Genomic DNA, 17502 nt, shown 5'->3' with positions numbered 1-17502 from the left:
TCGTCAGGCCGATGCTCACTGCGAGTCCTGCCATCGAGACGCCCGCCGTAAACCGATGAGCCGTTTTCCCGGACGTATCCACATCTTCGCGCGGGCTCTGCCGAGATTGCTGTTCAAGCCGCTGCGGCGCAGGCCCTTGCAGCCAGCGAGCATTTTCGTCGCGCATCACCTGCTGCTCGGCGATACGCTGTTGCTGACACCGTTGCTGGCGAAGTTGCGCGAGCAGCATCCGGCCGCGCGCATCGTGCTCGCATGCCCGAAGGCGATTGCGCCGCTGTACGCCGGCGGACCGTTTGGCGTGCAGGCACTGGCCTTCGATCCGCGCGATCCCGTGTCGGTGCGCCGGCTGCTGGCGTCGGGGCCTTACGATCTCGGCATCGTTGCAGCGGACAACCGCCACAGCTGGCTCGCGCTCGGCGCGGGGTGTCGCTGGATCGTCGCGCATGGCGGCGATTCCCCGGCCTGGAAGAACTGGCCGGTCGACGAGTGCCGCCCCTATCCCGACGAGCCCGCCGCGTGGGGGGATCTGACCGCCGACCTGATCGACGGTCCGTCGCCACGCGCGTACAGGCCGGGTGACTGGCCGGCGCCGGCCGCGAGCACCGAGCTGCCGGCGGTGCTTCGGGAGCGGCCGTACGTGGTGCTGCATCCGGGCGCCAGCACGCTGGTCAAGCGCTGGCCGGTCGAACGCTGGCGCGCACTGGCGGCCGACATCGAGGCGGCCGGCCATCGGGTGGTGTGGAGTGGCGGCAAGAGCGAAGCCGAACTGATCGACGCGATCGGGCCGCACGCCGGGCAGCCGAACTTTGCCGGGAAACTCGGCCTCGCGGATCTCTGGCACCTGTATGCGGCCGCACGCGCGGTCGTTTGCCCCGATACGGGCGTCGCGCATCTCGCGCGGCTGATCGGCGTGCCGACCGTCGCGCTGTTCGGGCCCGGCAGCGCGGTTGTCCACGGCGCCGGGCGCTATTGGCGCGACGTTCCGTTTATCGCCGTGACGATTGCGGACATGCCTTGCCGCAATCAACCCTATATTTTCCGGCGCCACGTTCAGTGGATCCGGCGATGTGACCGCGACGCCACGACGTGCGTCGCGTGGCATGACGGCAGCGCGGCCTGCATGAGCGGGCTGTCGGTGGACGCGGTGCGCGATGCGCTGCAACAAGTTCTGGTGCAAGTTCGATGACTGTTATTACGGCGCGTATCGAGCGTCTTTTGTGGATTGGCTGCCCCGTCCTGATGTTCGCGGTCATGTTCGGACACCTGGCGGCGTTCGTGAACAGCAGCATGGTGCTGGTGGGTATCGCGCTGGTCGCGGCCGCCTGCGCGCGCGAGCGGCCGGCATTGTTCCGGTGGCCGTTGTTCGTCCCGATCGTCGCCTGGGCGGCGTGGAGTTTTGCCGCCGTGCGCTGGTCGATGTTTCCGGACGTCAGCAGGCACGCGTGGTTCGACGAAGTCGTGTATCCGCTGCTGTCGTTCTGGGGCTTCTGGCTGTTCGGCACGCGGGTCGAACGCGCGGAACGCGTCACGCTGGCCGTGTGGCTCGCGTGCGTGCTGCTCGCCGCGATCAGCATGATCTACTGGGGCAAACTGCAGCCGCCGACCCCCCTGACCATCCCGATGCGCTTTTATGCGCGAGTCGGCCATACGAGTACGCTCGCCGCGTTTGCGATGGCGCTGTTCTGTGCGTTCTTCGTGTCGAAACGTGGCTGGCGCTGGGCCGGCGTGACGGGCATCGTGCTGTGCGTGATGGTCGGGCTCGCCACCCTCAACCGTTTTTTCTGGCCGGCCGCCGCTGTCACGTTGCTGATCGGTCTGTTCCCGCTGTACCGGCATCATCTGCTGCTGGCGGTGCTGGCCGTGGTCGTCGTCGGTGTCGGCGCCGTCGGCACGCTCGAAATCAGCGCACGGCTGCGTTATCACGACGCACCGCCGCCGCTGGCCGCATCGCGCGACATCTCGATCGCCGGCGTGCAGCTCTATGTGCCACCCGGCATGACCGGGGTCGGCGACACGTTGTCGTCGGACACGCGGCCGAAGCTGTGGAAGTTCTACGAAGAGCAGGGCGGACGCCATGAATGGCGCGGTATCGGTTTCGGCAAACCGGTGCCGGGCATGGCTTACCGCAGCGAGATGCCGCCGGAGTTGCTGGCACTCGAACCGCAGGCGCTCACGCACGCACACAATCTTTTCCTGAACACGTGGCTGCAGGCAGGGCGCATCGGCCTGGCGCTGCAGGTGCTGTTGCTGGCGACGCTCGTCGTCGCATTCTGGCGCTTGAGGCACGTTGAACCGTCGATCGCGGCGGGCGGCATCGCGCTCGTCGCCGGCATGGTCACGAAGAACCTGGTGGACGATTTCATGTGGCAGACGACGATCCTCGCATTCTGGGCATTCGCCGGGCTGATGCTCGGGTATGGTGAGCGACGCGCCGGTGTGCGTCGGGCGCAGCCGGGGAGCGGCTCATGAGCGCCGTGCAGAGCCGCGCGCAAGCGTCGACGCCAAGCGCGGACGGCAAGCCGGTGCGGTTGCTGTTCCATATCGACGACTTCGGGCGGGGCGGTACCGAAACCGCGCTGGTTTCATGGCTGAACGCGCTGGACCGTCGCCAGTTCGCGCCCGCGTTGTCGGTTGCCTTTCCGACCGACGATCTCGATGCGCTGCGACGCAGCGGAGCGATTCCCGCCGACGTGCCGGTTCACGTGCTGGCGCACGCGCGCTGGTCGCATGTCCTGCATCAGGTCGAGCGCCGCCGCCGGTTGCGCTTCGGCGAGAAGCTGGTGCACAAGCTGATGACGCACGCGGCGATCCGCTCGCTCGTCGCGCGTCGCTTCCTGCGGTTGGCGGCCGACTTCGACGTCGTCTGCGATTTCGATTTCTCGCTGCGGCGGATCGCCGGTCGCGGCGCCGCGCCCTGGTTCGGCGTGAGCCATTACAGCTTCGTCGCGCGCTTCGGCAACAAGAGCGAAGCGTACATGGCGCGGCGCACGCGGCAGTATTCGCGCTACGCGGCGATCGCGATGCTCACGCCCGAGATGCGACGCGAGGCGGAGATTATGTTCGCGGGGTCGGGTGTGCGGATCGCCGATCTGCCGAACGTGATCGATGTAAACGCGATCCGTCGCCGCGCCGATGCCGAATTCGAGCGGCCGGCCGGCCGGTTCGTCGTGTCGGTTGCCCGGCTCGACGAAGGACAGAAGGATCACAGGACCCTGCTGCACGCGTATGCGAAATGGCGCTCGCGCAGCGCGGACGTCCCGGCGCTCGTGCTGCTCGGCGACGGCCCGGATCGCTCGACTCTCGAACAGCTCGCGGCGGAACTGGGGATTCGCGATGCAGTCTCCTTCGCCGGCTATTGCGCGAATCCGTTTCCGTTCATTCGCGCGGCCGAGGCGCTCGTGCTGAGCAGCCGCTACGAGGGTGCGCCGATGGTGCTCGGCGAGGCGATGGCGCTCGGTACGCCGGTTCTTGCGGCCGACTGCCCGACGGGGCCGCGCGACATGCTGGACAAGGGCAACGCGGGCCTGCTCGTGCCGGTTGGCGACATCGACGCGATGTCGGCCGCGCTCGCGCGGATCGTCACCGATGCATCGTTGCGCGCGTTGCTTGCGACCGGCGCAGCGGCGAAGATCGCGACGCTCGACGCGGCGGCCGCGAACCGGCGCATTGCCGCGCTGGTCGATGGCCTGCTCAAGGCCTGACGGCCGCGTGCCCGATGGTTTACCGTCGGCGATTTCGCTAAAATGACCCGTTCCGATTCGTCGATACCCGCCGTGACCGTTCCCCTCAGGCTCGATACGCCGCCACGCAGCATTCTCGTTTCCTGTACGCGCCGGATCGGCGACGTATTGCTGGCCACGCCGCTCGTCCGCTCGCTGAAACGCCGCTGGCCCGATGCGCAGATCGACATGATCGTGTTCAAGGGAACCGAGGGCGTGCTCGAGCACAACCCCGACATCCGTCGCGTGATCGTCGTCGCGCAGCGCGCGAAGCCGCGCGAGCGCTTTGCCGACGCGCTGCGTGTCTGGCGTCGCTACGATCTCGCCTGTGCGGCGATCGGCTCCGACCGGGCGCGCTTCTATGCGTGGTTCGGCGGCCGCCGGCGCGTCGGGCTCGTCGATCCCGCACGCGTGACGAAGCTGATCCGCTTCATGCTCGACGGTATCGCACTCGATCGCCACGGCGACGTGCATACCGTGACGAGCAGTCTTGCGATCGCCGAGGCGCTCGGCGTGACGCCCTGCGCGGAGGTTGTCGCACCGGGTATCGGCGCCGATCCCGCGCGCGTGGCCCGGTTCGACGCGATGCTGCACGCCCCGGGCGGCTTGTCCGGCGAGCGGCCGTTCATCGTGCTGCATCCGTCGCCGATGTTCCGCTACAAGCAATGGCATGAGGACGGCTGGGTCGACCTGATCCGCTGGGCACGCGGGCGCGGCTTCGACGTCGCGCTGACCGGCGGCCCGGCGCCTGCGGAGGCAGACTATGCGCGCCGCATCGTCGACGCGGCGCAGGAGCCGGTCGCCAACTTCGTCGGACGCCTGACGTTCGGCGAAACGGCGGAACTGATTCGTCGCGCACGCCTGTTCGTCGGGCCCGATACCGGCGCAACCCACGTCGCCGCGGCATGCGGCACGCCGACCCTCGCGCTGTTCGGACCTTCCAATCCCGTGCGCTGGGGCCCGTGGCCCGCGAACTGGCCGGCGCACGACGAACCGTGGCCGCTGCGCGGGTCCGGTCAGCGCGGCAACGTGTACCTGATGCAGGGCGAGGGCGACTGCGTGCCGTGCAAGCTCGAAGGGTGCGATCGCCACCTGGAAAGCTGGAGCCGCTGCCTGACGGAGCTCTCGTCGCAGCGTGCGATCGAGGTTGCTGCGGCGCTCGTCGATGGCCGGCCGGCCGTCGAGGCGCCGCGCACGTCGGTCATCGACACATCGTCGCTGACGCGCGACCGCTGAAGGATCGCGAGGCCTCCGGCTTCAGCGGCCGGACGGCGGCGTACTGTCGTGCGCCAGTTTCAGGAAGCGGTAGTAGACCGTTTCCGCGTTGAATACCGCGATCATGAATCCCGCCCGGCCGTCGAGGAACCCGCGCCGCAGCAAGTAGGTGCGGACGAATGCCCACAAGCTCCGCCGGATGGCCTTGCCGATGCCGGCGCGTTCGCCGGCCGCGCGCCGCTGGCGTGCGCCGGCGCTCGAGTACGCGTCGAGCTTTCGCAATACCGATTCGATGTCGTCGTACGAATAGTGGAGCAGCTTGCCGTCGAGTCGTGCGGCAGGGCCGTCGTACACGAGGCGCTCGTGCACGAGGTCGTCGGAGAAGCGCGCCGCGCTGCGCCGGAACAGGCGCGGAATCCAGTCCGGGTACCAGCCGCTATGGTGCACCCAGCGCCCGCAGAAGGCTGACAGCCGGTCGATGGCATAGATCTCGGCCTGCGGCGCGCGCAGCGCCGCGCGGATCGATGCGGCCAGTTCGTCCGACACGACTTCGTCGGTGTCGATCGACAGCACCCAGTCGGTCGACAGTGCCGCGAGTGCGCGATTCTTCTGTGGGCCGAAGCCCGGCCAGTCGGCGGCGACGATCACCCGAGCGCCGTGCGCGCGGGCGATCTCGACGGTGTCGTCGGTGCTGCCGCCGTCGACGACGACGATGTCGTCCGCGAAGGCGAGTGCGTCGAGGCACTGTGCGAGCCGGCGGGCCGCGTTGTGGGCGATGATGGCGACGCCGAGCGTAGGTTCAGCCATGAAAAATCGTACGGATCGAAGGTGAGCGAGAGTATACCCGCTGCCTCGTGCGTGAAGCCGCGCGACTGGCAGGTCTGGCGAGGTGTGCTAGCCTTGTACGGCCGCGGCGTCATCCCGGCGCCGACGGTTCGACGGGAGGTGGATGATGGTAACAAAGCACCCGATTCTTGCCGTTTTGTTCGTGGCCGCCGCATTGGCGGCGCCGACGTTAGCCAGTGCACAACAGGACGACCAGGGGCGCGATCATGGCAATGGCCATGCGTACGGTCATGACAAGCACGACATGCGCAAAGGGCCCGGCCGCGTTGAAGACGTACCGCCGCGCTGGGCCGACCAGCCGCGCCGCGAGTGGCACAAGGGCGACCGGCTGCCCCCCGAGTTCCGTGATCGCCAGTACGTGATCGACGACTGGCGCGGCTATCACCTGAGCCAGCCGCCGCGCGGCTATCAATGGGTCGGCGTCGGCGGCGATCACCTGCTGGTGCAGATCGGCTCCGGCATCGTGCTGAGGATCGGCGACTGATCCTGCCGATCGCCCGGTACGTATCGCGATGCCGCGATGCGCGCCGGGCAGCCGCGTTACTTTGCCGCTGCGCGGCGAAACCAGCGGCGCTCGATCTGCGCCATCATCCAGCACACGCCCAGTGCGCACACGGTGCCGAGCGTCACTTCGCCGAGCCGCATCAGCGGAATGTCCCACAGCGGGCCGTTGCCCGGAAACAGCAGCACGATCGTCGCGGTCACGCCGCCGAGCCGTGCCGCGCTGCCCACGTTCAGGCACCAGCAGCAGACGATCACGACCGCGACGGTGATCGCATACGCGACCAGGCGGTCGCCGCCGAGCGCCGCGCCGGCGAAGCCGAGCACGCCGCCGACCATCGCGCCGATGAACTGGTCGCGCGACAGCGACATCGTGTCCGAGTAGTTGTGCTGCGTCACGGCGATCGCGGTGATCGCCGCCCACACGGCCTGCTCGGTGTGCAGCGCGCGGCCGATCACATACGCGAGGCACGCGCCGCACACGGCCTGCAGCGCCATCAGCCCGCCTTGCGCGAGCCGCTCGCTGAATGACAGCCCCTTGAACAGATCGAAGATCGATTGCTGGATCTGCTGGCGGGCTTCGTTGAGTGTCCTGATCGTATCCATCATGCGTTGGCCAAGAAGCGGGTAACGGTGGCGCGCGGGCCTCAGTGCGCCTGTTCGGGCGAGGCGGCGGCCGGTTCGTCGGCGGCCGCGTCGCCGTTCTCGACGCGTGTTTCCGGCATCACGAGCCAGACCAGCAACACCGCGAGCGCGCCCGCGGCGGCAAGCCCGAAGAAGCTGACCGCGTTGCCGAAGTGATCGGCGACGTAGCCGGCCGCGGCCGTGCTGAGCGTCGCGCCGATCCCGGCCGCGAGCCCGAACAGCCCGATGCACAGGTTGTAGCGGCCCTTGCCGCCCGCGACGTCGGCCGCGATCAACGGCAGCATCACGCCGAACACCGCCGCGCTGATGCCGTCGAGCATCTGCACGGGCACCAGCAGATACGGGCTGCTCACGCCGGCGAACAGCAGCGCGCGCACCGGCAGTGCCGAGAAGCCGAGCAGCAGGATTGGCCGGCGCCCCCAGCGTTGCGCGGAGCGGCCGACCCACGGCGACAGCATCGCGACGATCGCCTGCGGCACGATGATGCACGCGGCGATCACGAGCTGCACGTTCTCGCCCATCCCGGCCGTGACTTCGCCGGCCGCGAGGTTCAGCATCGCCGCGTTCGACAGGTGGAACAGCACCACGCACGCCGCGAAGATCAGCATCCGGCGGTCGCGCAGCAGTTCGAGCAGCGTTTCGCGTTCGCCGGCTTCGTCGTGGTTGTCGTGCTCGTCGGGCTTCGACGACTGCGGAATCACCTCGTGCGTCGGCTGGATCATCGCGAGCGCGAACAGCGCGGGCAGCGCCAGCACGGCGGTCAGCCAGAACACCGCGCGCGCGGAGAAGTATTCGCCGGTGAGCCCCATCAGGCCCGCCGCGACTGCGCTGCCGATCGACGCCCAGCGTGCGTTGCGGCCGAGCCGGTCGCCCAGGTCGGCGCGGCCGACGAGCGAGAACGAGATCGCGGCCATGGCCGGCACGAGCATGCAGCTCGCGAAACCGTGGAACACCTCGGCGGCGATCACCGGCACGATCGTCGGGCTCGACGCGAGCAGCACTGCGGACAGGATGATCGCCGCGATGGCCCACGCGGCTGCGCCTTTCTTGTTCTTCAGCGCATCGACGGCCGCGCCGCCCGGCACCTGGCTGACCATCGCGCTGATCGTGCCGATCGACAGCACCATGCCGATCTCGCCCTGCGTCCACTTGTGCGACGCGAGGTAGGACGCGATGAACGGACCGAACCCTGTTTGAACGTTTGCAACGAAGAAGTTGAGCCAGTCGAGGGACCGGAGACTGCGTACGCTGACGGAATGCTTGATCGTCATCGGGTCGCACTCGCAGACGAAGCCGGCATCGGTGCCGGGGTAACGGGCGGGTAGACCGCGACGATCGGTTTGTCGGCCGCGTAGGGCGGCGACGCCTTGATCTGTGCGTCGTTCAGGTCGAGCTGCGGGCGCAACGCCTTGTCGCGCGTGACGAAGCGCAGCGCGCCCCAGCTCGCGGCGATCGAACGGCGGTCGGTGTTGACGAGGCCGCCGAGGTCGAGCACGACAGCCTGCGGCTGCGCGGCGCGGTCGATCAGCACGTCGACGACGCGGCCGATCTTCGTGCCGTTCGGGCGCTCGACGTCGCTGTCGAGCAGCGCGAGTCTCGTCGCGGGGGAAGCCGCGGCCGAACCCGACAGCGGCACGGCCTTGGGCCGTGCGGCCGGCGGCAGGTCGCCCGACGGCACGTCGAGCACGATCGGCTCCTGTTTGCCGCCCGGCGTGAAGCGGAACACGTTCCACGGGAAGATGACCTTGCGGTCGCCGACGCCCATGAAGCCCTGCAGGTTGACGATCATCTCGCGCGGCTTGCCGCTCGCGTCGGTCACCATGTCGACCGCGCGGCCGATCACCTTGCCGTTGCGTCGCGCCACTTCGCTGTCGAGCAGCGCATGGATCTGGGTGCGGTCGAGCGGGCGCGTCGCGACGATCGGCGCGGGCGGAGGCGGCGGCGGTGTCGGCGATTCGGGCCGCTGCACGGGCTTCGGCCGCGTGACTTCGTGGTGCGGCTTCTTCGGCGCTTCCGGTTCCTCCGGGCGCGTCGGGGCCGGCACGGGCGGCATCGTCAGCGGTTCGCCGGCGGTTTCCTCGACGGGCTCGACGAGCGCCTCGCTGATTGGCGCCGGCGGATTCTGGACCGGCAGCAGCCCGCAGCCGGACAGCAGCACGGCGGCGGCGAGAATCAGGAAGACCGTCGAGGACGGAAACGACTTGCGGGATGCGGGAAACGGAAGTCCGCCGCTCATTGACACTCACTCCATGGGTCGGGGGCGGCCCGAGGGCACGCGGCTGGCGATGGATGGCGGGTGCGGGCGGCGCACCACGCGAGGTGAGATTTTAACGTGTCTTGCTTTCAGGACCGATTTCGATGGCTTGCTGGAGGTGAACTGTCGGGAAAAGGTAGGGATCGCGGGGTGGGGGAAGCGGGCAGATGCGGGTCGAGGTTGAGGTTTCCGCAGAGGCAGAGGCAGAGGCAGAGGCAGAGGCGCCCGATCGTTGTCGACGATGCGGGCGCCGTGCCTGCCGGCCGCTTATTTGACCAGCGCGCCGAGCGTCGTCGTCACGGGCGCGAGCACGCCGCCGCCCGTCTTCGAGAGCGCGCCGCTGCCGCTGCCGGCCGTCAGCCCCGCGACGGGCGAGCCGCCGGCCGCGCCCGACACCGCTCCCGTCACGGTGCCGACCGCCGACGTGAGCGCACCGGCCGGGTTGCTGCCGCCCGTTGCGCCGCCGAGTGCGCCCGTCGACAAAAGCCCCGTGACCGGCGCGAGCGGACTCGTCGCGGCGCCGCCACCGCCCAGCAGCGTCGTGCCGGCGGTGGCCACCGTGTTGCCGGTCGCGGTCACGACGTTGCCGACGCCGGTCGTCACCGGATTCCCGCCGGTTTTCGCGATCGTCGTGCCGGCGTTCGCGACGCCGTTGCCGACCGTCGTCACGAGGTTCGTGAGCGGCGCGCCGAGCGGCGTGCTCGACGCGACGGTCTGCGTGACCGAACCGACCGTCGACGTGATCGGCGTGATCGCCGAGCTGGCGGCGCCCGTGATCTGCGCGACCGGGCCGGTGGACAGCTGAGTGTCGAGCGTCGCGCCGCCGCCGGCGAGCGTGTTGCCGAGCGTCGTGATCGCGCCGCCGACCGGCGACGTGACGGGCGCGAGCGGTGCCAGCGCCGACCCGCTGGCGCCGAGGCTCGACACGACGCCGCCGGTCGCGGCTACCGCGTTGCCGAGGTTGGTGACCACGCCGCCGGTGCTCGCGACCGTCGTGCCGACCGGGTTCGACGATGCGCCGAGCTGGCCGAGCCCCGAGCCGAGGCCGGTGCCGAGCGTCGTGACGGCCGCGCCGGCATCCTGCACGACCGTGCCGAGACCTTGCGTGGTCGACGCATTGGTGCCGGGCAGCGACTGGCCCGCGATCGTCGTGCCGACGCCCGAAACCGCGCCGCCCGCGGCCGTCACGATGTTGCTCGACGAGTCGATCGTCTGGCCGAGCGCGTTGGCGGATGCGCCGCTGCCCGCCGAGCCGGTGCCCGAACCGCTGCCGCTGCCCGTGCTGCCGACGGTCGAGCCGCTGCCGGACCCGCTGCCCGAGCCGTTGCTCGTGCCGCCGGTCGTGGCCGTCGTGTCGCCCGAACCCGATCCTGCGCCGCCGGTGCCCTGGCTCAGCGAGCCGGAGCCGCCGCACGCGGACAGCGACATCAGCGCTGCGACGCCAGCCGCGATCATGATCATTCGGAGTCCTGCCTGATGGGTGGTCGGCGTATCCATGTCGTCCTCGTATTCATTGGAGAGTGGGGTCAGGCGGCCTTCGCGTGCGTCGATGTGTCGTCGCTGCGATGGGGAAGCGGCTGGCGCATTGTTGGTTGTCTCCCTGATTGACCTGTCGCCGTGTCGCGTGTTCGCCCGTATCGGAATCCGGAACACCTGTCGGACGGGCGGTTTGCATTCTTTCGTCTTGCTTGCCGATCGCGCCGGAAAACACCGGATTCCTGGCGATCAGAGTAGATCCGCCGATGCGAGCCGTCTTTTAATGATCGTTAAATTGAAGTAAGCGTCCGATTCACTGCGGAAATCGGGGTAATCACCGTCGACGCGGCGCGAATCGTGTGAGTGGGTGCCGCTGGCGCGGTGTCGCGCGTTGGCGAAGGGGGGCGAAGGGGGGCGAAGGGGGGCGGAGGGAGGCGCCGCGCCGGCCTGGCCCGCCGTGGCGGCGGGCAGGCGCGGACGCTGCGCGAGGGGCGATGAAACCGGAAACTCAGGCTTCCGGATACCACGCGTCGCTGAATTCGCTGACCTTGACGTCGGAGAGTTCCGGCCGTGCGGCCAGCCAGCCGCGCACGAGCTCGCGATCGGCGTCGGTCGTCGTGCCGCGCGGCGCGCCGGAAATCACGTACGCGCCGATGCCTTCGTCCGCCGATGCGACGGTCAGCAGCCCGTTCGCTTCGACGAAGTCGATGAACGCGTCGATCAATTCGCCGCGCTCGAGGTCGGTCATTTCGTTGCGGTAATGCGCGGTGGCGTTGAACGCGAGTTCCTGGAATTCGCCGATGTGGAGTTTCTTGCGCTGGCGGCGGTTGTGGCCTTGGCTCATGGTGTGTGGTGAATGAATGAGAGGTGAGAAAGGGTAGCGCGCCGGCTGGCGCGGGCACCATGTCGACGTGCCGCACGGCCGAGGCTGACGGCGAAAGGGTGGAGCGTCGAGCGATCGCGATGTATCGCTCTCGCGGGACTCGTCTGGAAACTGTTCTTAAACAATTGCCCGATGCGCCTTTCGCCGTGTGGCCTGGTCAAGCGGCCCATTGCACGCATGACCGAATGATACAGGGATGGCGCGCGTGTTCGGCTTTGTTAAGGTCTGCGGCTATTCGAACAACAACGAGGGCCGTATGTCCGACAATCGCTATTCATACGGGCGACATGTCGATCTCACGCCTGGGGATCTGTTTTTCTGGGTCGCCGTGAATCAGGTTTGCAAACGGTTTGGCTTTCACGACCTCGGCGCTGCGGCTGCCGTCCTGTTGGGACAGAACGATGTGCCAATTCCCGGCAAGCTGAGCGGCGCGGTGGCCGGCACATCCGTTGTGTCGGTTGTCGCTCGCAAAGCGCTGCCGTTCAACGTTGGAATTCGGTTGCCGACCATCACGAAAGCCGGAGCCGGTGGTGTGCGAATCGCGATGACTCGTAACCTCGGTGCGTTCGTCGGGCGTGCAGTGCCGGTTGTCGGCACTATCATGCTAGCCACCGATGCTGGAGTCGTCATGTGGAATACGATGCAGGTCTACAACAGCGTTGCAAAACCGGAAGACAGGGTGCTCTGAGATGACGGACACGGCATGGGGTCGACTCGAAGCATTCGCGCGAGAGGAATTGGGGCGCCCGCTCTTTGGCGGTCCGTTGAAGCTGTCACAGTCAAGTCGGATGGAAGAAGACCTCCGCATCACGGGAATCGATGCGATCGAATTTATCGACAAGTGGGGCGAGACCTTCGGGATCGACATCGAGCATTTCCCGTATCAGCGATACATCGGTCCGGAAACGCTGGATATGGTCCGAACGTTCCTTGGGCTGCTTTCGTCGAAATATCGTGACCCGGAACGCGTGCCGCTTACGCTTGGCATGCTGGAGGAAGCAATGCGTCTCGGCCGATGGGATACCGACGCGATCGAGCGCTTCGCACGGGATGCAACCCGCGAGGAATAGCCGTTCGCCAATGCATGCAGGCTGCGCGAAATCCGAGCCGCGTCGGGCAGGATTCGCGCAACCGCACTCGAACGGCCGTTACATCAGCACGATATCGTACTGCTCCTGGCTCAGGTTCGACTCGACCTGCAGCGACACCGGCTTGCCGATGAAGTCGATCAGCATCGCGAGATGCTGCGATTCCTCGTCGAGGAACAGGTCGATCACCTGTTGCGCGGCGATCACGCGGAATTCGCGCGGGTTGAACTGCCGCGACTCGCGCAGGATCTCGCGCAGGATGTCGTAGCACACGGTGCGCGACGTCTTCACCTGGCCCTTGCCCTGGCAGGTCGGGCACGGCTCGCACAGCACGTGCGCGAGCGATTCGCGCGTGCGCTTGCGCGTCATCTCGACGAGCCCGAGCTGCGAGAAGCCGTTGACCGTCACGCGCGTGCGGTCGCGCGACAGCGCCTTCTTCAACTCGGAGAGCACCGCGTCGCGATGCTCGGCGTTCTCCATGTCGATGAAGTCGATGATGATGATCCCGCCGAGGTTGCGCAGCCGCAGCTGCCGCGCGATCGTGTGCGCGGCCTCGAGGTTGGTCTTGAAGATCGTGTCGTCGAAGTTGCGCGCACCGACGTAGCCGCCGGTGTTCACGTCGATCGTCGTCATCGCCTCGGTCTGGTCGATCATCAGGTAGCCGCCCGACTTCAGGTCGACGCGGCGCGACAGCGCGCGCTGGATCTCCGTCTCGATGTTGTACAGGTCGAACAGCGGCCGCTCGCCGGTGTAGTGGTGCAGCTTCGGGCTCACGGCCGGCGTGAACTCGCCTGCGAATTCCGAGAGGCGCTGGTAGGTCTCGCGCGAATCGACCTGGATGCGCGTCGTGTCGTCGTTCGCGAAATCGCGCAGCACGCGCTGTGCGAGATCGAGATCCTGGTACAGCAGGCTCGTCGCCGGCAGCCGCTGCGCCTGCGCGACGATCGTCGCCCACGTCTTGCGCAGGTACGTGACGTCGCCCGCGAGCTCGTCGGAGGTGGCATCCTCGGCGATCGTGCGCACGATGTAGCCGCCTTTCTCGTCCGCCGGGATCACGGCCGTCAGACGCGCACGCACGGCCTCGCGCTCGGCCTCGCTCTCGATCTTCTGCGAGATGCCGATATGCGGCTCCTGCGGCAGATAGACGAGCGTGCGGCCGGCGATGCTGACCTGCGTCGACAGCCGCGCACCCTTCGTGCCGATCGGATCCTTGATCACCTGGACCATCAGCGTCTGGCCCTCGAACACGATCTTCTCGATCGGCTGGTGCGGCGCGCCCGACTGCGGCTCGCCCGCGAGGCGCGGATGCCAGATGTCGGCGACGTGCAGGAACGCCGCGCGCTCGAGGCCGATGTCGATGAACGCCGACTGCATGCCGGGCAGCACGCGCACGACCTTGCCGAGATAGATGTTGCCGACTCGCCCGCGCGACAGCGTGCGTTCGACGTGAAGCTCCTGCACCGCGCCTTGCTGGACGAGTGCGACCCGCGTTTCCTGCGGCGTGAGGTTGATCAGGATTTCTTCGTTCATGGTGGGTTCAGAAGGCGACGCGCGCGGTGCGGAGCAGCGCGGCAGTCTCAAAAAGGGGCAGACCCATGATACCTGAATGGGAACCGTCGATTCGCTCGATGAATTCGGCCGCGCGTCCCTGGATCGCATACGCGCCGGCCTTGCCGAACGGCTCGCCCGATTCGACGTAGCGTGCATACGCGTCGCGCGACGCGGTTGCGAAGCGCACCGACGAGCGCGACAGCGCGGGCGGCAGCAGTTCGCCGTCGGCATCGATCACCGCGACGGCGGTCAGCACCGCGTGTTCGCGGCCCGCGAGGCGCGTCAGCATCGCGAGCGCGTCGTCGGCGTCGGCCGGCTTGCCGAGGATCGCACCGTCGATCGTGACGGTCGTATCGGCGACCAGCACCGGCGAGGCGGGCTTGCCGCTCGCGACGAGGCGCGCACGCGCAGCCTCGGCCTTCGCGATGGTCACGCGCCGCACGTAGGCATCGGCGGCTTCGCCGGGCAGCTCGGCCTCGAGCGCCTCGGCGTCCTCGTCGGGGCGCGGCAGCAGCAGCTCGAAGCGCACGCCGATCTGCTGCAGCAGCTCCTGGCGGCGCGGGCTTTGCGAAGCGAGGTAAAGCGTCGGGAAAAGCGCGGGGGACGTGCTGGACGGCATGGTGTCGTTATCTCGGTGAGCGCGCGTGGCGCGCGTCTCGAGGACGACACGTCATGCGCGGTGGTAGGGGTGATTCTGCGTGATGCTCCACGCCCGGTAAAGCTGTTCGGCGAGCAGCACCCGCACCATCCCGTGCGGCAGCGTCATGCTCGAGATACGCAGCAGCGTGTCGGCGCGGGCTTTCAGTTCCGGATCGAGCCCGTCGGCACCGCCGATCACGAAGGCGACGTCGCGGCCGTCCTGCTGCCAGCCGGGCAGTGCCTGCGCGAGCTGCATCGTGGTCCAGTCGCGGCCGCGCTCGTCGAGCGCAACGAGGCGCGCGCCTTTCGGCAGCGCGGCCTCGATCTTCTGCCGCTCGGCCGCCATCACGCTTTCGGCGCTGCGGCCGCCCGAACGCAGTTCGGGCTTGATCTCGCGCAACTCGATGCGCAGCTCGGGCGGCATCCGCTTCGTGTATTCGTCGAAGCCGGATGCGATCCAGCCCGGCATCTTGTGGCCGACCGCAAGGATGAAAAGCTTCATCGGGAGATGCGTAACGACTCGGGGCTCAACGGCGGCGAGCGGCCGTCTTGCGCGCCGGGCGTGCGGGCGCGGCTTCCTCTTCGTCCTCGTCGCTTTCGCTGGCCGTGGCGAAGCCGTTCCCCTTGCCGCCGCCGAGCTTCATCCGCACGGGCTTGTCGCCCCAGATTTCCTCGAGGTTGTAGTACTGGCGCAGGGCCGGTTGCAGGATATGCACGACCGCGTCGCCGCAGTCGACGAGCACCCATTCGCCGGTGTCTTCGCCCTCGGAGCTGACGATGTCGCCGCCGGCTTCCTTGACCTTGTCACGCACGCTCGACGCGAGGGCCTTGGTCTGGCGGTTGGAGGTGCCCGAAGCGACGACCACGCGGTCGAACAGTTCGGTCAGGTGGCTGGTGTTGAACACCTTGATGTCTTGCGCCTTGACGTCTTCGAGGGCGTCGACGATCACGCGCTGCAGTTTGCGAATATCCATGGATTCAGGAATGGTAGAGGCGATGTTGAAGAATATAGGCCCATACGGCGGCCGGCACATGCTCGGCCGACGCGTCGGGCATTTGCGCATGGCGCGCGATGCATTCGCGCAGGTGGGCGCGGATGTCGGTCGCGGCAATGTCGAACGAAAGGGTCGTATCGATCAGCAGGTGGCCTGCCGGCGTGGCCTTCAGCACGTCGGCGCCGGCCTGCCGCGCGGCGATTTCCTGCGCGACGTCCGGCGGCGCCGCGCCGAGGTCGAAGCCCGGGCGCGTCGACACGCAGATGTGCGCGTAATCGAACAGTTTGCGCCAGTCGCGCCACGTATCGAGGCGCACGAGCTGATCGGCGCCGATCAGCATCGACAGCGACGCGTCAGGGCCGATCCGCTCGCGCCAGCGCGCGAGCGTCTCGACCGTGTAGGTCGGGCCGGTGTGCTCGATCTCGTCGGTGGCGACGGTCACGGTCACGCCCGGCACGGACAGCGAGCCGGCGGCCGCGCGCGTCATCGCGAGCCGATGCTCGGCGGCCGACACGTCACGCTTCTGGTACGGCTGCCCGGCGGGCAGCAGCACGAGTTCGGTCAGGCCGAGCAGCTCGGCGAACCGGCGGGCGAGCGCGAGATGGCCGTCGTGGATCGGGTCGAAAGTGCCGCCCAGCAGGCCGATACGACGCGGCAGCGGGGCGGGGCGGGCGGTGGTGTCCAGAAACGCGTCCTTTCTCTTGAAGCAGGGGTCAGACCCAGTCGCGCGGCACGATGAAGTCGCTGTACAGGCGCGCTTCCGGCGAACCCGGTTCGGGTTGCCAGTTGTAGCGCCAGTTCGCGACCGGCGGCATCGACATCAGGATCGACTCGGTCCGGCCGCCGCTTTGCAGGCCGAACAGCGTGCCGCGGTCGAACACGAGGTTGAATTCGACGTAGCGGCCGCGGCGGTACGCCTGGAAGTCGCGCTCGCGCTCGCCGTACGGCAGCTCCGCGCGGCGCTCGACGATCGGCAGGTAGGCCTGCAGGAACGCGTCGCCGACGCTTTGCATCATGTCAAACGAGCGTTCGAAACCGGGCTCCGAGAAATCGTCGAAGAAGATCCCGCCGATGCCGCGCATCTCGTTGCGGTGCTTCAGGAAGAAATACTCGTCGCACCATTGCTTGAAGCGCGGGTAGAGCTCGACGCCGAACGGATCGAGCGCATCCTTGCAGGTCTGGTGGAAATGCCGGGCGTCGTCCTCGAAACCGTAAACCGGTGTCAGATCCATGCCGCCGCCGAACCAGAACACGGGCTCTTCGCCCGGCTTCGTCGCGATCAGCATCCGCACGTTCATGTGCACGGTCGGGCAGTACGGATTGCGCGGGTGCAGCACCAGCGACACGCCGAGCGCCTCGAAACCGCGCCCCGCGAGCTGCGGGCGCGCCGCGCTCGCCGACGGCGGCAGCGCATCGCCCGCGACGTCGGAAAAGCCGATCCCCGCGCGTTCGAACACGCGGCCGCCTTCGAGAATCCGCGTGCAGCCGCCGCCGCGCAGGCGTTCGTCCGGCCCGCGCTGCCATGCGTCGGTCGCGAGCGGTGTGCCGTCGAGCGCGCCGAGCGCGTCGGCGATGCGTGTCTGCAGGCCCTGGAGGTACGTGCGCACGCGCGCTACGTCGTAGGTCGAATCGGTCATGTCTGGACTGGGTGCCCCCACCCGAAGCGGGGGCCGTAAAAAAAGCTTCTGCC

At 68.1% G+C, this 17502-nt stretch carries 19 protein-coding genes; 7 read left to right on the top strand and 12 right to left on the bottom strand.

The features are described 5' to 3' along the window. The first annotated feature begins 55 nt into the window (after positions 1-55). From ACN8ZM_RS12530 to ACN8ZM_RS12515, 4 genes are read left to right on the top strand one after another with little or no spacing between them, the layout of a single operon-like run. Positions 56-1186, top strand: coding sequence for a glycosyltransferase family 9 protein (locus ACN8ZM_RS12530; RefSeq protein WP_420210996.1), 1131 nt, complete (start codon positions 56-58; stop codon positions 1184-1186). A gap of 53 nt (positions 1187-1239) precedes the next feature. Continuing rightward, positions 1240-2469 carry an O-antigen ligase family protein gene (locus tag ACN8ZM_RS12525; RefSeq protein ID WP_420210995.1) on the top strand — a complete coding sequence of 410 codons (1230 nt, stop codon included), beginning with the start codon at positions 1240-1242 and terminating at the stop codon, positions 2467-2469. Further along, a complete protein-coding gene (locus tag ACN8ZM_RS12520; protein WP_420210059.1) occupies positions 2466-3701 on the top strand; it encodes a glycosyltransferase in 1236 nt (411 codons plus the stop codon). Before ACN8ZM_RS12525 ends, ACN8ZM_RS12520 begins: the two co-directional genes overlap by 4 nt. 42 nt (positions 3702-3743) lie before the next feature. Then, the gene (locus tag ACN8ZM_RS12515) at positions 3744-4955 is read left to right on the top strand and encodes a glycosyltransferase family 9 protein (RefSeq protein WP_420210057.1); all 1212 of its coding nucleotides are present in this window, start codon (positions 3744-3746) and stop codon (positions 4953-4955) included. Positions 4956-4976: 21 nt separating this feature from the next. On the opposite strand, the gene ACN8ZM_RS12510 is transcribed toward ACN8ZM_RS12515, so the two are convergent. Beyond that, positions 4977-5741, bottom strand: a complete 765-nt coding sequence (locus ACN8ZM_RS12510; RefSeq protein ID WP_420210056.1) for a glycosyltransferase family 2 protein — start codon at positions 5739-5741, stop codon at positions 4977-4979. 145 nt (positions 5742-5886) lie between these two features. Here ACN8ZM_RS12510 and ACN8ZM_RS12505 point away from each other — a divergent pair, with 145 nt between their 5' ends. After that, on the top strand, positions 5887-6264 hold the full coding sequence (locus ACN8ZM_RS12505) for an RcnB family protein (RefSeq protein ID WP_043189095.1): 378 nt from the start codon (positions 5887-5889) through the stop codon (positions 6262-6264). 56 nt (positions 6265-6320) lie between these two features. On the opposite strand, the gene ACN8ZM_RS12500 is transcribed toward ACN8ZM_RS12505, so the two are convergent. The 5 genes from ACN8ZM_RS12500 to ACN8ZM_RS12480 form a co-directional block, all read right to left on the bottom strand. Further along, positions 6321-6887, bottom strand: a complete 567-nt coding sequence (locus tag ACN8ZM_RS12500) for an FUSC family protein (protein ID WP_043188968.1) — start codon at positions 6885-6887, stop codon at positions 6321-6323. Positions 6888-6928: 41 nt separating this feature from the next. Then, positions 6929-8197 (bottom strand): MFS transporter, encoded by a 1269-nt coding sequence (locus ACN8ZM_RS12495; RefSeq protein ID WP_301767571.1) that lies wholly within the window; start codon positions 8195-8197, stop codon positions 6929-6931. Next, a complete protein-coding gene (locus tag ACN8ZM_RS12490) occupies positions 8194-9162 on the bottom strand; it encodes a PRC-barrel domain-containing protein (protein ID WP_089450976.1) in 969 nt (322 codons plus the stop codon). Before ACN8ZM_RS12490 ends, ACN8ZM_RS12495 begins: the two co-directional genes overlap by 4 nt. A gap of 285 nt (positions 9163-9447) precedes the next feature. After that, positions 9448-10677, bottom strand: a complete 1230-nt coding sequence (locus ACN8ZM_RS12485; protein ID WP_420210055.1) for a collagen-like triple helix repeat-containing protein — start codon at positions 10675-10677, stop codon at positions 9448-9450. A 487-nt stretch (positions 10678-11164) separates the two neighbouring features. After that, positions 11165-11500 carry a YggL family protein gene (locus ACN8ZM_RS12480; protein WP_043188955.1) on the bottom strand — a complete coding sequence of 112 codons (336 nt, stop codon included), beginning with the start codon at positions 11498-11500 and terminating at the stop codon, positions 11165-11167. Between the two features lie 295 nt (positions 11501-11795). Between ACN8ZM_RS12480 and ACN8ZM_RS12475 the strand changes: the two genes are divergently transcribed. Continuing rightward, positions 11796-12227, top strand: a complete 432-nt coding sequence (locus tag ACN8ZM_RS12475; protein ID WP_205824183.1) for an STM2901 family protein — start codon at positions 11796-11798, stop codon at positions 12225-12227. Between the two features lies 1 nt (position 12228). Beyond that, complete coding sequence (locus tag ACN8ZM_RS12470) at positions 12229-12609, top strand: DUF1493 family protein (RefSeq protein ID WP_089450974.1); 381 nt, start codon at positions 12229-12231, stop codon at positions 12607-12609. 78 nt (positions 12610-12687) lie between these two features. Here ACN8ZM_RS12470 and rng read toward each other — a convergent pair whose 3' ends face one another. Genes rng through hemF form a run of 6 tightly spaced genes read right to left on the bottom strand, consistent with a single transcriptional unit; the run spans position 12688 to position 17449 of the window. Further along, positions 12688-14157, bottom strand: a complete 1470-nt coding sequence (gene rng, locus ACN8ZM_RS12465) for a ribonuclease G (RefSeq protein ID WP_043188949.1) — start codon at positions 14155-14157, stop codon at positions 12688-12690. Positions 14158-14164: 7 nt separating this feature from the next. Next, positions 14165-14797: a Maf family protein gene (locus ACN8ZM_RS12460; protein WP_043188946.1), complete on the bottom strand. Its 633-nt coding sequence runs from the start codon at positions 14795-14797 to the stop codon at positions 14165-14167. Between the two features lie 51 nt (positions 14798-14848). Then, positions 14849-15319, bottom strand: coding sequence for a 23S rRNA (pseudouridine(1915)-N(3))-methyltransferase RlmH (rlmH, locus tag ACN8ZM_RS12455; RefSeq protein ID WP_011352746.1), 471 nt, complete (start codon positions 15317-15319; stop codon positions 14849-14851). A 25-nt stretch (positions 15320-15344) separates the two neighbouring features. Next, complete coding sequence (gene rsfS / locus ACN8ZM_RS12450) at positions 15345-15791, bottom strand: ribosome silencing factor (RefSeq protein WP_043188944.1); 447 nt, start codon at positions 15789-15791, stop codon at positions 15345-15347. A gap of 4 nt (positions 15792-15795) precedes the next feature. Next, on the bottom strand, positions 15796-16497 hold the full coding sequence (locus tag ACN8ZM_RS12445; RefSeq protein WP_080741790.1) for a nicotinate-nucleotide adenylyltransferase: 702 nt from the start codon (positions 16495-16497) through the stop codon (positions 15796-15798). A 28-nt stretch (positions 16498-16525) separates the two neighbouring features. Continuing rightward, entirely contained in the window at positions 16526-17449 is a 924-nt protein-coding gene (hemF, locus tag ACN8ZM_RS12440) for an oxygen-dependent coproporphyrinogen oxidase (protein WP_043188940.1), read from the bottom strand. Positions 17450-17502: the final 53 nt, after the last annotated feature.

This window comes from Burkholderia aenigmatica, assembly GCF_048627025.1.
GTDB lineage: Bacteria > Pseudomonadota > Gammaproteobacteria > Burkholderiales > Burkholderiaceae > Burkholderia > Burkholderia aenigmatica.
The sequence above is the reverse complement of the archived record's forward strand: the minus strand, read 5'-3'. Positions and strand labels throughout refer to the sequence as shown.